The following is a 14,236-nucleotide window of genomic DNA, read 5'->3' as shown; positions in this document are numbered from 1 at the left end:
TCTCTTCCGCGCCGGCCTGGTCGGCGGTCAGGTCGGTGACGGCGTCGACGGTCTCGGTGCTCCAGCGTTTGGTGCCGAGGCGGCGGCGCTTACGCTGGATGCGCAGGACCTGGGCGGCGTGCGGGAACAGCAGCCCGTTGACGGAGACGACTTGGACGAGGCGTCGTTCCTCGCGGCCGTGGCCGCGTCCGGTCTGGACGTGCAGGACGGGGACCTGTTTCCAGGGCAGTCTGTGCAGCTGGGCGGCCAGCTTGCGCTGGTTGTTCTTCACAGTGAGCAGGTAGTGCGCGTCGCGCTGTTCGACCAGGTACTCGGCGTGGGTGCGCTGGGCGTGCAGGGCGTCTTATGAAGACCTGCAGGTTATGCCGACCTGCTGTCCGGTGGAGGTGCTGGAAGCGGTATCCCCGGACAGCAGGTCGGCATAGTCACAGCGCTTCGAGGAACGCCAGGACGACGTCGGATGGGCGGTAGCGGCCTGGTGCGGTGTCCAGTGGCGCGGTGCGGGCGAGTGCCTGCTCCTTGAGGGCGAGGTCGGCGTGTATGTAAATCTGGGTGGTGGCGACACTCTCGTGGCCCAGCCAGAGGGCGATAACAGTGCTGTCGACGCCGGCTGCGAGTAGGCGCATTGCTGCGGTGTGTCGTAGAACGTGAGGCGAGATCTTCTTCTCGAGCAGGGTCGGCTCCGCGTGGGCGGCGGTCGTGGCGTGTTTGGCCAGCCGCCGCTCCAGGGCGTCCCGGCTCATCGCGGTGCCGTACCGGCTGGGGAACAGTGGTTCGGTGGGTGCTCCGCGACGTTCGGCCAGCCAGGCGCTGATCACCGCAGTGGTGGTGGAGGTCAGCGGAGTGATCCGCTGTTTGCGGCCCTTGCCCAGGCAGTTGACGTGCGCGCCGGTGCCCAGACGAATGTCGGAGCAGGTCAACGCGGTGAGTTCGGAGGCCCGCAGGCCGGTCTGGATGGCAAGTACCAGCAGGGCGTGATCGCGCCGCCCGGTCCAGGTGGTGCTGTCCGGGGCGGCGATCAGCGCGGCGGCCTCGCGTTCGGTGAGGTAGGTGACGAGTCTGCGGTCGAAGCGTTTGGGCGGGATCGCCAGGACGCGCTGGATGACGGCCGCGTGCTCCGGGTGCTGCAGGGCGGCGAAGCGGAACAGCGCGTGCACGGCGGCCAGTCGGGCGTTTCGCGTGCGGATGCCGTTGCCGCGTTCGGTTTCCAGGTGGTCGAGGAACGCGCCGATCACGGGCGCGTCCAGGTCGCTGATCTCGAGGCGGGAGGGCTGCTTGCCGGTGCGCTCGGCAGCGAAGGTCAGCAGCAGTTTCAGCGCGTCGCGGTAGGCGGCGATGGTGTGGGGGCTGGCCTGCCGCTGCCGGGCCAGCCGGTCGGTGAAGAACGCTTGCAAGGTGGGGGCGAGGGTCGTCAACGGGGGTCTTTCTGATGGGAGTCGAGGCGGTCGGCCGCCAGCGCGAGCAGTTCCGGAGCGGCGGACAGATACCAGTAGGTGTGCTTGGGATCGGCGTGGCCGAGGTAGGTCGCCAGACGTGGCAGCATCGCCTGCACGTCGACGCCGTCCCGATACCAGTCCAAGAGCGTGGTGACCGCGAAGGTGTGTCTCAGGTCGTGGATTCTTGGCGGGCTCGTCGGTGAACGAGGTGTCAGTTCCGCCTGTCCGAGGATTCGATGGAAGGTGTCCCAGACGCGTTCGTAGCGCAGTCGGGAGCCCCTGGTGGACAGCAGAAGCGCGCTGGTGTGCGGCTGTGGGAGCAGTCGGCCGCGGAGCCGCAGGTACTCCTCCAGGCCCGCGGCGGCCGTCGGGTGCAGGGGCAGCTGCCGGGACTTGCCGAACTTCGTGCCGCGCACGGTGAGCACGCCGAGCTTGTCGTCCAGGTCCTCGCGGTCGAGCCGGATCGCTTCCCCCACACGCATGCCGGTGCAGGCGAGCAGGCGGATCAAGGTCTGGTAGGTCCCGGCCCGCAGCGGGAAGGACAGCTGGCCGGCGGCCCGGATCAGGGAGCCGATCTCGTAACTGGTGTAGATGTGGGGAACGGTGCGTCGAGAACCGTGCCGGATCAGCCCACTCGGCGGCACCTGGTGGGCAGGGTCGAGCGCGTGCAGGTGGACGGCGAAGCCACGGACCATGGACAGCCGCGCCGCCCACCAACGCGGATCGGCCGAACTCGGAGACGTCGCCCAGGCCAGGGCGTGCTCGATGGTCAGCGTGGAGACGCGATGTTCTGCGAGGTAGTCCGCGAACTGCGTCAGGAGCTTCTCGTGGCGTTCCATCTTGAACCCCATGGCCCGGCGGACGGCCAGGTACGCCTGCAACCACCGGTGCAACTCGCTCACGCGGCCTCTCCCGGCCAGGGCCGGGCCAGTGCGCGCAGGCCCTCGTGGTCCACCTTCGCGTAACCGGCCGTGGTCAGCGCATGCCGATGCCGCAGCACCTGACCGATCTCCTCCAGCGACGCGCCCGCGTGGAGCATGCTGGTCGCAGCGGTGTGACGCAGCCGGTGCGCGTAGATCGTCTCCAGGCCACTGCGGCGCGACGCGCGGGCCACCGCTTGCGTGACCGCGCCCCGCGTCAGCGCCCGATGCGGGGCCCGCGCACCGACGAACATCTCCCGACCCGCGGCGGCGGGACGGAAGTGGCCCAGGTAGGCCACGATCGCCTCCCCGACATCGGTCGGCAGCGGGAGCCGCTCGTGCCGGTTGCCCTTGCCACGCACGGTGATCTCACCGCGCCGCCAGTCGATGTCCTCCAACCTCAGCGCGGCGACCTCGCCGGCCCGCAGCCCCAGCCGGCCCAGCAGCGTCAAGCTCGCCAGATCCCGCCGTCCGACGGCGGTGTTCCGGTCGCACGAGGCCACCATCGCGGCAACCTGTTCTTGTGTCAGATACTTCGGCAGCCCGGCCAGTTTCCAGTTGGCGGCGGTGGGCACCGCGCCCACCAGCGAGGAGCCGATCGTCCCGCGCAGGTGCAGGAAACGCAACAGCGAGCGCAGGGCCGTACCCGTGCGCTGCACTGTCGCGGGCGAGACGCTTTCGACAAGGGCGATCACGAACGCGGTGACGTCCGCGGCGGTCAGCGCTTCCAGGTTGAGCCGGTCACCGGCGGCTTGGGCTGCCAGGAACGGGCGGACCAGGTCCGTACTGCGTTGAACAGTCGGCACAGCCAGCCCCCGCTCGTGGAGCAGGTAGGCGGCATAGTCGGCCAACACCTCCTCCACCGGCCCGACCACCTGCTGTGGCACGGGCTGCGGAGCCGCCCCGATCTCCCACAAGTACTCCATCAACGGCCGCAGTGAACGGCCGGACCGCGCATCACGGTGACCAGCGGCCCGTCGGTCGTCCATGAACCCGCCGGCGACCGAGGCGCTCAACGCCGAGCCGTCCAGCCCGCGTTCTTCCAGCCAGCTGCTCAGGTGGGCCATCACTCGCAGGTGGACGACCCGCGACTGCGGAGCGTATCCGAGCATCTCCAGCCGTTGACGGAACCCTTCCGTGAACGGTGCCAGCGGGCCCAGGACCTGGACCAGCGCAGGATTTCTCACCTTCTTCCCTCTCCGTGGGTGGAAGAGAGACAACGTCGATCCGGCGATTGATTATGCCGACCTGCTGTCCGGGGATACCGCTGCCAGCGTCTCCCCCGGACAGCAGGTCGGCATAACCCGCAGGTCTTCATAAGATGCCTTATGCCGATGTCGGCATAAGGCGTCGGCGGTGACTACCGTGTCGGTCAGGTCGGCGTCGTCGATCTGGTCCAGCAGCGGTGCGAACTCGGGGATTTCGTTGGTTTTCGCGGCGATCTCCCGCGAAGCGATGGTGGTGCCGTCGCCGTGCCGGACCGCGGACAGGACGATCACCTTGCCGCCGTCGGCGCGTCGGGCGCCGCGCAGGTATTTGCCGTCCACCGCGTATGCGCGTCGGCGGGCGGGACGGCTTTCCCCGGTGGCGGCGGCTCGCTGGGTGCGGCGCTGTTCGCGCTCGCGCACTCCGTCGGGGGTACGCGCATCGGCGGCCGGGGCCCGGTCCAGCAGTGGACGCAGGAAGTCGAAGCCGGCTCGGGTCAGTTCGGCCGGGTCCAGGAGGACTGCCAAGTCGCGGAAGGTCTTCTCGTCCGGCACACGCAGCCGTCCGGTGAACGGGTCGGTGGGAACTCCGAGCCGGGTCAGGGCGGCGGGCGCGTCCCGGGCGGTGCGATGGCACCACTCGCCGATCGCGGTGAAGGAGTCGTGGCCGGCCCCGGTCATCGCGCACACCATGATCCCCAGCAAGGCGGACAGCCGATAGCGTCGCCCGCGTGGATCGCGGGGATCAGGCACCGAGCCCAACTCGGCCAGCAGCCCAGCAATTTCACGATCTGAGCGGAGGGTCGAGGCAGTGTCTCCAGCGCTGGACGGCGACACCGGCGTCGAGACGGATACAAGCATGAGCGAAGATGGAGCGGCGAGCACGGCACCTCGAGGATCTGGCAGCGTAGAGAACTCCATGATCCACGGGGCCGTGCTCGTCCTGCATCCGGGCCGACCCCCCCCCCGCTCATCCGACAGCCCCGGACGAACCCGAACAAAGATCAACTACTCCGGGGCCCTGCTCGGACCCTGGCTGCGCTGGATCATGTGCGAGGCCGCGCACACCGCACGACGCGGCGGCCGCAGACTTGTCCGGCCGACGGAGGGGCTTCCCCACCGCGACCGCGACGGTCATCCCGTGCCCGCGATGGTGATCGCGCAGTAGCGTGGCTCATTTCATCGAGACTTCACGCGAACTGGTCATCGAAATACCATCGGTTGCCCGAGTTGGGTGCGTATTCTTTCAAGAATCAGCAAAACCCGGTACACCTTGCGCAGGAAAGCGATCTTACTGGCGGATGAATTCGGCATGAACGGCCGGTGGCTGGCGATCTCAGGGGATCGGGATTACCCCAGGGGGCGGATCTCTAAACTGGTCAACATTCGACACCCGACCTCGTGTTTTTACCGAAACGCGGCATGATCTTGGCTTGGGTAAAGTCGCCGCTCCGGCGCGTGTGGATCATTGGCCCGCCCCCCCCACGTCCGAACACCGCTGTTGCAACCAGGAGTTGTGGATGATTCACGCACGCCTAAAAGCGTGGCCAAGAACGGCGAAAGCTCGAATACCACAGAGATCCCGGCATCGAAGAAGAATCGCCGTCGCGTTGTCGTTGGCGCTGCTGGCCGAGGCGGCGCTGGTGCTGGATGCCACCGGCGAGGCCGTCGCGGTCGGCAAGACCGGAGCTGTCGCCGCTTCCACGAGTAAGGCCAAGAAACCGGCCGGCCCGGCGCAGGCGGACGATACGGCCTCGGCTGTGCTGATGGCCCGCCTGCAGGGCCGCAGGATCGAGGTGCTGTCGGCGCGGACGGCGGATTCGACGACGTGGGCGCTGCCGTCGGGGTCGTTCCAGACCGAGTCGTTCGCCGGCCCGGTGCGGGTGAAGCGGAACGGCAAGTGGCAGGACATCGACACCTCGCTGTCGGACGTGGGCGCCGATCTGAAGCCGAAGTCGGCGGCCGCGGACATCGCCGTCTCCGACGGCGGTGACAGCCGACTGGCGTCGGTCGCCCGGGGCAAGACCCGGTTCGCCATGGGCTGGCAGAGCAAGCTGCCCGCGCCGAAGGTGTCGGGGTCGACGGCCTCGTACGACGTGGGCGCAGGTCAGACGCTGAAGGTCACTGCGCTCAAGCAGGGTTTCTCCGAGGACGTGGTGCTGGCGAGCAGGCCGAACGGCCCGGTGTCGTACCGGATTCCGTTGCAGCTCGACGGGCTTAAGCTGTCTCAGGCCCGGTCGGGGCACCTGCTGCTGAAGGACGCGGCGGGCAAGCTGGTGGCCGAGGCGTCGGCGCCGATGATGTGGGACGCGTCCCGGGACCGGCGCTCGGGCGAGTCCGCGCACCGGGCGCGGGTCGCCACGAAGGTCGAGACCGCCGCGGACGGGTCGCAGACCCTGGTCCTGACACCGGACCAAAAGTTCCTCTCGGACCCCGCCCTCACCTATCCGGTGACCGTGGACCCGACGTCCACGCTGGCGGTCACGACGGACACGTGGGTGCAGAACCCGGACTACCCGGACTCGCAGATCGGCTCGCAGGAGCTGAAGTCGGGGACGTACGACGGGGGCGCGGACATCGCCCGGTCGTATCTGAAGTTCGATGTGTCGCCGTTCACGGGCAAGCACATCCAGTCGGCGACGATGTCGCTGTACAGCTACTACTCGGCGACCTGCTCGACGTCGGGTGCGACCACGGACGCCAAGCGGATCACCTCGTCGTGGTCCTCGACGTCGATCACCTGGGGTGCCCAGCCCACGACCACGACCACCAACAAGGCGACGAACACCGGGCATTGGGGCTACGACTCCTCCTGCCCCGCCAACTGGTCGAACTGGACCCTCACGGGCATGGTGCAGGACTGGGCCAACGGCGCTACCAACTACGGTCTGCAGGTGGCGAGTGCCAACGAGGCCGACTCCACCGCCTGGCGCCGGTTCCGCTCGGCCAACTACTCCGTCTCGGGGTACGCGCCGAAGCTGGTGGTGACCTACAACTCCTACCCGGCCGTCCCGACCGCGACCGCGGTCTCGCCCTCGGCCGTGAACGCCTACAACGGCAAGCGGTACGTGACCTCGCTGACGCCGACTTTGTCGGCGAAGGTCACGGACGCGGACGGCGGCACGGTCAAGGCCCAGTTCGAGGTGACCCCGGACCCCGCGTTCAACGACACCACCTACACCTACACCGCGACCAGCGCGGGTGTGGCGCCCGGCTCCACGGCGACCCTGGCCGTCCCGTCGGCCAACGCCTTCCCGGCGGGCAAGCACCTGCGCCTGCGGGTGCGGGGGTATGACTCCACCGACTACGGGTCCTGGACCGGGTACACCCCGTTCGTGCTGAACACGGGCCTGCCCGCGGTCCCGTCCATCAGCTGCTCCTCGTATCCGCAGGACACGTGGTCGGCGAAGGCGACCGGCGCCGTGACCTGCACCCTGGACACGACGTCGACGGACGGGCAGGGCTTCAAGTGGGGCCTGGACGATCCGGCGATGGCGCAGAGCGTGTACGACACGGTGGACGGCAACGGCGGTGACCCGCTGAACATCTCCATCACGCCCGCCGACGGCTGGCACACGCTGTACGCCCGGACCATCGACTCGGGCGGCAACCTGTCGACGGCCACCACCAAGTACTCCTTCGGCGTGGGAGCGGACGGTGCCGCGCTGCTCAGCCCCGGTGACGGCGACCGGCCCGCGCGCCGTGTGGCCCTGGCCGCCACCGGCAAGCCCACCTACACCGGGGTCACGTACCAGTACCGCCGCGGTGAGACCGACAGCTGGCACGACGTGCCGCTCGCGGACGTCACGAAGAACAGCGACGGTTCGCCCGTGACGGCCTGGCCGCTGGCCGCCCCCAACGGTGCGCCGCCCGCGCTGACGTGGAACATCACCACGTCGCTGACCGAGGACGGCCCGGTCGACATCCGCGCCGCGTTCACCGACGGCACGACGACCGGCTACTCGCCGCCGTCGACGGTCACCGTGGACCGCAACGCGGGCACCGCGCCGTCGGACGACGTCGGTCCGGGGTCGGTGAACGACCTGACCGGTGACTACACACTGTCGGCGACGGACGCGTCCGTGTTCGACATGAGTGTCTCACGCACGGCTTCGTCGCGGAAGCCGACCGCGGGCGCGCAGGCCGAGGGCCAGGTGGCGATCTTCGGCCCTCAGTGGACCGCCGGCACCACCGCGGAGATCTCCGACTCCGACTACGCCTACCTCCGCCAGACCTCGTCCACCTCGGTGGCAGTCGTGGACGTGGACGGCGACGAGATCGGATTCACAGCCACCTCTGCTAGTGGCTGGAAGAGCGAGCCGGGTGCGGAGGACCTGACCCTGACCGGGTCCCTGACCGGATCATTCACGCTGAAGGACACCGACGGGACGACGACCACGTTCGCGAAGGTCGACCCTGCTGCCACGACCTGGCAAGTGTCCACGACCTATCTGCCGACCGACAACTCCACGACCAAGGTGGTGTCGGAGAAGGTCGTCAACGGTTCGCTGACCCTGGCGCGCCCGAAGTATGTGATCGCGCCGACGTCTGCGGTTGGTTCAGCGACGTGTGAGACGGCGCCCTCGACCAAGGGCTGCCGGGTCCTGCAGTACGTGTACGCCACCTCCACGACGGCCACGTCTTCCGTGTACGGTGACTACGCGGGCCAGGTGTCGCAGATCAAGCTGTGGGCCACCGACCCGGGCGCGGCCTCCGCGACTGCGACGGTGATCGCGCAGTACGACTACGACGACTCCGGCCGGCTGCGCGAGAGCTGGGACCCCCGGATCTCGCCGGCGCTGAAGACCGCCTACACGTACGACAGTGCGGGCCGGGTCGCGACCCTGACGCCGCCCGGCGAGCTGCCGTGGACCTTCACCTACGGCACGGCCGGCAACGCGGCCACCGCGGGCCCCGGCATGCTGCTCTCCGCCTCCCGTCCCACCCTGGTGCCGGGCTCGAAGACGCAGACCGACGGCGGCACGGCCTCGGCCAGCATGGTCTACGACGTACCGCTGACCGGCACCAATGCACCGTACTCGATGGGCGCCACCGACGTCGCGGCCTGGGGTCAGACGGACGTGCCGTCCGACGCGACGGCGGTCTTCCCGGCCGATGCCGTGCCCGCGTCGCACGACGGCTCGGCCCTGATGGCGACGAGCTACACCCGCGCTTCGATCTCGTACGCGGACGCGTCCGGTCGTGAGGTCAACAGCGCCACGCCGGGTGGCCACCTGACCACGACCGAGTACGACCACTTCGGCAACACGGTCCGTGAACTGTCCCCCAGCAACCGTGAGTTGGCGCTCACCATCAGCGGTGCAGCACAGTCCGAGCAGACCCTGCTCGGGATCAGCGGCATGTCCACGGCGGACCGTGCGGAGCAGCTGTCCACCACGCACGTGTACTCCAGTGACGGCCAGCGCGAGCTGGAGAGCTTCGGCCCGCTGCACATGACCACACTGACCGGCGTGCTGCACGCCGGCACGGGTGGCACCGACCTGCCCGCGGGCAGCGAGGTGGCGGCACGCCAGCACACCGTGACGGCGTACGACGAGGGGCGCCCGACCGACGGTACGGCCACGGTGTCCAACCAGCCGACCACCGTCACCACCGGCGCCTACGTGGACGGTTACCCGTCCGACGGCGACACCCGCACCACGAAGACCGCGTACGACTGGGTCAAGGGCCTGCCCACGTCCACCACGGACGACCCGGGCGGTCTGAACCTCGTCAAGACCACGTCGTACGACACCCAGGGCCGGGTCACCAAGACCACCCTGCCCAAGTCGAACGGCACCGACGCCGGTGCGACGGTGACCACCTACTACTCGGCGACGGGTACGGGCGCGTGCAACGGGCGTCCGGAGTGGGCGGACCTGGTGTGTTCCACGGGACCGGCCGGTGACATCACCGGCGGCGGCACCAACCCCACCCAGCTGCCCACCAAGACGACCGAATACGACCGGTGGGGCAACACCGCCAAGCTGACCGAGACCGCGGGCGGCGTCACCCGCACCACCACAACCACCTCTGACGCCGCCGGGCGTCCGACCCTGGTGTCGGTGACCGGCGGGGTGGGCACCGCGGTTCCAGACACCACCACCACGTACGACCCGGACAGCGGTGACATAGCCACCGTCACGTCCAACGGCCAGACCATCACCCATGTCACCGACATGCTGGGACGGGAGATCTCCTACAGCGACGGCAGCGGCAACACCGCGGCCACCCAATACGACGCGCAGGGCCGCACCACCAAGGTGACCGACTCCGCTCCGTCGACCACCACCTACACCTACGACACCACCAAGGACCCGCGCGGTGTGGAGACCTCCCGCATCGACTCCGTCGCGGGCACCTTCAACGCCACCTACGACGCGGACGGTGAGCTGGCCACCGAGCAGCTGCCCGGCGGCTACACCCTCACGCTGACCCAGGACGAGACCGGCGCGGAGACCTCCCGGGTCTACACCAAGGACAGTGACGGCACCGTCGTCGCCTCCGACACTGCCGACCACTCCATACAGGGCCAGACCGTCACCGACACCGACACCGCAGGCCAGACCTACTTCCGCGCCTACACCTACGACAACACCGGCCGCCTGACCCAGGCCGACGACACCGCCCCGGACGGGACCTGCACCCGCCGCGGCTACACCTTCGACAACAACACCAACCGCACTGCCCTGGCCACCAGCGTCAGCGCCGCCGGAGCCGCGTGCACCTCGACCGGTGCGACCAGCACCACCAACACCTACGACAGCGCCGACCGGCTGGTGAACGCGGGCATCGTCTACGACGCCTTCGGCCGCACCACCACCCAGGCGTCCGGCGCGACCATCGCCTACTACACCAACGACCTGGTCCAGCAGCAGACCTCCGGCACCAGCCGGCAGACCTGGACCCTCGACGCCGCCCAGCGCCTCGCATCCTGGACGACAGAGACCAACAACGCTGGCACCTGGACCCAGACCGGCACCAAGGTCAACCACTACGGCAGCGACGGCGACAGCCCCGACTGGATCAAGGAGGACACCACAGGCACCATCACCCGCAACGTCCAAGGCATCGGCGGCGACCTCGACGCCACCACCGACGCCACGGGCAACACCGTCCTGCAGCTGACCGACATCCACGGCGACTGCACCGTCCAGCTCCCGCTGGACACCACCAAGCCCGTCGTCGCGTCGGCCTACGACGAGTACGGAAACCCCGAGACCGGCACCACCGCGACCCGCTACGGCTGGCTGGGCGGCGAGCAGCGCTCCAGCGAAACCGTCACCGGCGCCACTCTCATGGGTGTACGCCTCTACGACCCCGCCAGTGGTCGTTTCAGGTCAGTGGACCCTGTCCCGGGCGGCAACGCCAATGCCTACGAGTACTGCAGCGGCGACCCGATCGATTGCTACGATCTTGACGGTAAGTGGGGTGTATGGGGCCACATCAAGCGGATCTTCGGCTGCTCGGCAACGAAGTGCCTCTTCTTCAACAAGAGGAACCGGCATTTCGTGATGCGGGACGGCCGGCCAGGACTACACTTTCGGAATCACCGAATCCGCTTCGAATGGGACAAGCACAACAGATGGCACCTCAACATCGGTAAGCGGCACTTCCGCGCACGGAACGCATTCAGGTGGGCGATCGGGTGGGGCAGCCGGTTCTTCCGGGGCACAGGCTGGATAGGACCGCCGATCTTCACCTATCCCATCAATAGGTGGCGCTACCCGTGCTATCCGAGACGGCAGTGCCCGCCGGTCTAGTCCGAGCCCCCATGAAGTTGGGCCCCTACCATCCGGAGCGGTGGTAGGGGCCCGCCTTCACTCAAAGGAAGAGAGCTGAATGACGAGGTACATTGCGGCGACGACGCCACGCGATCTGGAGATCTTCCTCTCAAAAATCGCCGTCGAGTTCTCAGCCGGTGACACACAGACCCTTATCGACCTCTACACGGATGAACCGCTGGTTGATGAGCAGGTAGCGACGTCCTTTCAAGAGGTGACCGAAATGGCCCGCCTGCAACGGGAGTCGCCGTCCCGACGGCACTGGTTCACACGGCGTGACCCCTTGATGGGGGTACAACTCGATCTGACGCGCGATGAGCATGTCACTCACTTTTCCCGCCTTGCTCACCGAGTGATCAACGCAGAAGTCTGGCAAGGAGACCACCAACTCTTCGGAACAGTCGAGTCTCCCGTTCGCGTCTGGGTGGATCTGTCGGATGAGGCTGTCGAACGGGCCCTTGCCGCAGCCAGAGCCTGCGGAGCAGCCGTGCACATGGAACCCGGGAACTGAGGCTTCGGATATATGTATTTGAGAGCCGGAGTAAACCCTGCCACAACAAGGGGAGGCTGGAGCCGCGCACGTTCCTGGGGCAGCTACCGCTCCGGGCATGGCCCTGTCAAACTGCTCATGACCCTGGTCGCTTCCGTGGCCTTCATTTCGTATGTCATAAGTGGCCGGTAAACGTTACTCGTCCTGATTATTTCCGGGTTTGAGAAATGGTCGGAAAGTTTCTGTGGAAGTGGAGATCGATGCGTCGTCTTGCTGCGCTGTTGATAGCGCCCGCCCTCCTGTTGGTGGGGTGCAGCAGTGAACCCTCATCTGACCATTGGCGGCCTGACGGCTGGCACCGGCCGCTTGCGGCCCCTTCGGTGCCGGTGCACGCGAAGGCCGTGCCCGCCGCGGTGCGCACGGATGCCGTACTGCCCACCGTTTCGGGGCAGTTCGGGAGCCCGGCCACGATCTCGGTTCCGAAGTCCGCGCCGAGCGGCAAGTTCGTCGTCGCGCCGCAGACACGGGGGCGGGGACGTTCGGCGCACGTCGGCGACGTGGCCGTCGTCCGCTACACCGCCAAGGTGTGGCGCACCGGCAAGGCGCTGCCCGGCTCGTACGACAAGGGGGCCCGCCCCCAGGTGTTCGCCGTCGGGCGGGGCGCGACGCTGCCCGCCCTGGACCGGGCCGTGCAGGGCCAGCGCGCCGGTAGCCGAATCCTGGTCGTCGCACCCCCCGCGGCCGCGTACGGGACGACCGGCAGCGCCCAGCTCGGGGTCACCGGCAAGGACACCGTCGTGTTCGCCGTGGACATCGTGAACGTCATCGGTGCCCGTGCCCTCGTCTCCGGCGAGCAGAAGCCGATCTCCGATGCCTTGCCCGAGGTGCGCATGAACCGGGGAGACGGTACCGCTACGCTCACCGTCCCCGACCGTGCTGCTCCCAAGGGGCTGGTCGTCAAGCGCCTGGTGGACGGCACCGGGCCGGTGATGAAGGCCGGGCAGACCCTGGTCCTCCAGCACTCCTCGGCTGCTTGGGAGACCGCCCGCGGCAAGGACGAGGCGGACCTCTTCCTCAGCTCCCGCGCAGACGGCGGCCCGCTGCCCGTCGTAATCGGCCGGGGCAACGTCATCGCGGGCTGGGACCGCGCGCTGGTCGGCCAGCGGGTCGGCAGCCGGATCCTCGCGGTCATCCCGGCGAAGCTTGCGTACGGCGCGCATCCTCCGAAGGGCCTGGCGCCCGGCGCCACCGTGATCTCGGTCCTCGACATCCTCGCCGCCGCCTGAGGCGACGCCGGGACCGGCTACTCATCCAGTCGACCAGCCCTGCAGTACGAAGGCCGCCCAGTGCGCACCGGTGATGGTGTCCATCACATGCGTCTGGGCGCGTGCCGCAGGGCAGCGATGGGGTCGGCCGTCGCGAAGTTGCCGTAGCACCGCCGGCACGACGGGCTTTCCCAATGAGGGCTTACTCCGGGCCGGTCCTGGGACAGGGCCCCGGAGTAGTCCGCGAATGTCTGGTTTGATCACGGGATGCCGTGGAGTGTGTGGGCGCTCGCGGGGGCGGTGTGTGCGCGGCGCCCGCTGGCGGTGTTGGCCCAGCCGGCGAGGCGGAGGGTGCCGCGGACGATGTCGCGGAGAGCTGCCATGACGGCGGGGGTGTTGCGGGTGCGGACCTGGCTGGCGTCCTCGCCACCGAGCCCGCCGCGTCACGGACACCTACGCGACGCATCCGTGCAGTTCAGAGCCCATCCGGCCAGATCGACGATCGGTAAAACGGCCGAGCCGCTTCATCTCGTACACCGTCAGGATGACCCGGCAGTGCCGGCCGTAGGAGAAGTGCCGCCGGTTGCGCCCACCGTTGCTTGGACAGGGGGACCGAGGGGTGCACCGAGGGTTGCAGCATCCCTCGGGCAAGCCTGCCCGCACGTCACACCCGCTGGGCAAGCCTCTTCTGGCCGCCGACACCTCTTCTGCGACAGTCAGAAGAGGTGTCACCTCCTGTTGGCCCTCGCTCCGGGGCGCGGTGTCGGTACGGGCGGGGTTCACACGGCGGCGGCCGCCTTGGACGGACCGCCCCAGCTTTGACCCCGCTCAATCGCGGCGAGCAGGACCGGCTCGAACCCAGCGGCCGCGAGCGAGGCGTCGTCGCGGAGGCCGGCCTCGGCAAGAACAGACAGCTGGACAGCGTGCTCGATGCCCTCTGCCCACGCGTCGCGCACCGCCTGGCGGGCGTCGACACGGGCCTGCAGCTCGGCGAAGACGCGATGCCCATACAACCTGACTAAGCTTTACTTTTACCGTTTTGCCCTGGCTCAGGGGCCGGAGTGGTCTTGTTTTTCTTGGGCGTTGGGGTCTTCTTCCCCACTGGGTGGCGGGTGCGGCATGGTCGGGTGCTGCCG

9 protein-coding genes and 1 pseudogene are annotated in these 14,236 nt (G+C 68.5%); 3 read left to right on the top strand and 7 right to left on the bottom strand.

Features of this window, described 5'->3' with window-relative positions:
- The 5 genes and pseudogenes from VXC91_RS35120 to VXC91_RS35100 all read right to left on the bottom strand — a co-directional run.
- Nucleotides 1-343 (bottom strand): annotated as a pseudogene (locus tag VXC91_RS35120) (ISAs1 family transposase); the annotation flags it as partial.
- 82 nt (nucleotides 344-425) lie between these two features.
- Entirely contained in the window at nucleotides 426-1,415 is a 990-nt protein-coding gene (locus VXC91_RS35115; RefSeq protein ID WP_329511408.1) for a tyrosine-type recombinase/integrase, read from the bottom strand.
- Nucleotides 1,412-2,338 (bottom strand): tyrosine-type recombinase/integrase, encoded by a 927-nt coding sequence (locus tag VXC91_RS35110; RefSeq protein ID WP_329511407.1) that lies wholly within the window; start codon nucleotides 2,336-2,338, stop codon nucleotides 1,412-1,414. Before VXC91_RS35110 ends, VXC91_RS35115 begins: the two co-directional genes overlap by 4 nt.
- Complete coding sequence (locus tag VXC91_RS35105; protein ID WP_329511406.1) at nucleotides 2,335-3,543, bottom strand: tyrosine-type recombinase/integrase; 1,209 nt, start codon at nucleotides 3,541-3,543, stop codon at nucleotides 2,335-2,337. Before VXC91_RS35105 ends, VXC91_RS35110 begins: the two co-directional genes overlap by 4 nt.
- 51 nt (nucleotides 3,544-3,594) lie before the next feature.
- Nucleotides 3,595-4,422, bottom strand: coding sequence for a transposase family protein (locus VXC91_RS35100; RefSeq protein WP_408057555.1), 828 nt, complete (start codon nucleotides 4,420-4,422; stop codon nucleotides 3,595-3,597).
- A 749-nt stretch (nucleotides 4,423-5,171) separates the two neighbouring features.
- On the opposite strand from VXC91_RS35100, the gene VXC91_RS35095 reads away from it, so the two are divergent.
- The 3 genes from VXC91_RS35095 (at nucleotide 5,172) to VXC91_RS35085 (ending at nucleotide 13,121) form a co-directional block, all read left to right on the top strand.
- On the top strand, nucleotides 5,172-11,324 hold the full coding sequence (locus VXC91_RS35095; RefSeq protein ID WP_329511405.1) for a DNRLRE domain-containing protein: 6,153 nt from the start codon (nucleotides 5,172-5,174) through the stop codon (nucleotides 11,322-11,324).
- A 79-nt stretch (nucleotides 11,325-11,403) separates the two neighbouring features.
- Nucleotides 11,404-11,856, top strand: a complete 453-nt coding sequence (locus VXC91_RS35090) for a hypothetical protein (protein ID WP_329511404.1) — start codon at nucleotides 11,404-11,406, stop codon at nucleotides 11,854-11,856.
- Between the two features lie 359 nt (nucleotides 11,857-12,215).
- Nucleotides 12,216-13,121, top strand: coding sequence for an FKBP-type peptidyl-prolyl cis-trans isomerase (locus tag VXC91_RS35085; protein ID WP_329511403.1), 906 nt, complete (start codon nucleotides 12,216-12,218; stop codon nucleotides 13,119-13,121).
- 239 nt (nucleotides 13,122-13,360) lie between these two features.
- Here VXC91_RS35085 and VXC91_RS35080 read toward each other — a convergent pair whose 3' ends face one another.
- Together VXC91_RS35080 and VXC91_RS35075 are read right to left on the bottom strand one after the other, a co-directional pair.
- Nucleotides 13,361-13,483, bottom strand: coding sequence for a hypothetical protein (locus VXC91_RS35080; protein ID WP_408057554.1), 123 nt, complete (start codon nucleotides 13,481-13,483; stop codon nucleotides 13,361-13,363).
- Nucleotides 13,484-13,879: 396 nt separating this feature from the next.
- Nucleotides 13,880-14,113: a hypothetical protein gene (locus tag VXC91_RS35075; protein WP_329511402.1), complete on the bottom strand. Its 234-nt coding sequence runs from the start codon at nucleotides 14,111-14,113 to the stop codon at nucleotides 13,880-13,882.
- Between the last annotated feature and the right edge of the window lie 123 nt (nucleotides 14,114-14,236).

Origin of the sequence: Streptomyces chiangmaiensis, assembly GCF_036281785.1 — a bacterium.
GTDB lineage: Bacteria > Actinomycetota > Actinomycetes > Streptomycetales > Streptomycetaceae > Streptomyces > Streptomyces chiangmaiensis.
This window is presented reverse-complemented; position numbering and strand designations above follow the sequence as displayed.

What these genes read in the sequence shown, in the direction of transcription:
- VXC91_RS35080 (WP_408057554.1), bottom strand. Translation starts at nt 13,483, where the DNA reads ATGGCAGCTCTCCGCGACATCGTCCGCGGCACCCTCCGCCTCGCCGGC.
- VXC91_RS35100 (WP_408057555.1), bottom strand. Translation starts at nt 4,422, where the DNA reads ATGCTTGTATCCGTCTCGACGCCGGTGTCGCCGTCCAGCGCTGGAGAC.
- VXC91_RS35090 (WP_329511404.1), top strand. Translation starts at nt 11,404, where the DNA reads ATGACGAGGTACATTGCGGCGACGACGCCACGCGATCTGGAGATCTTC.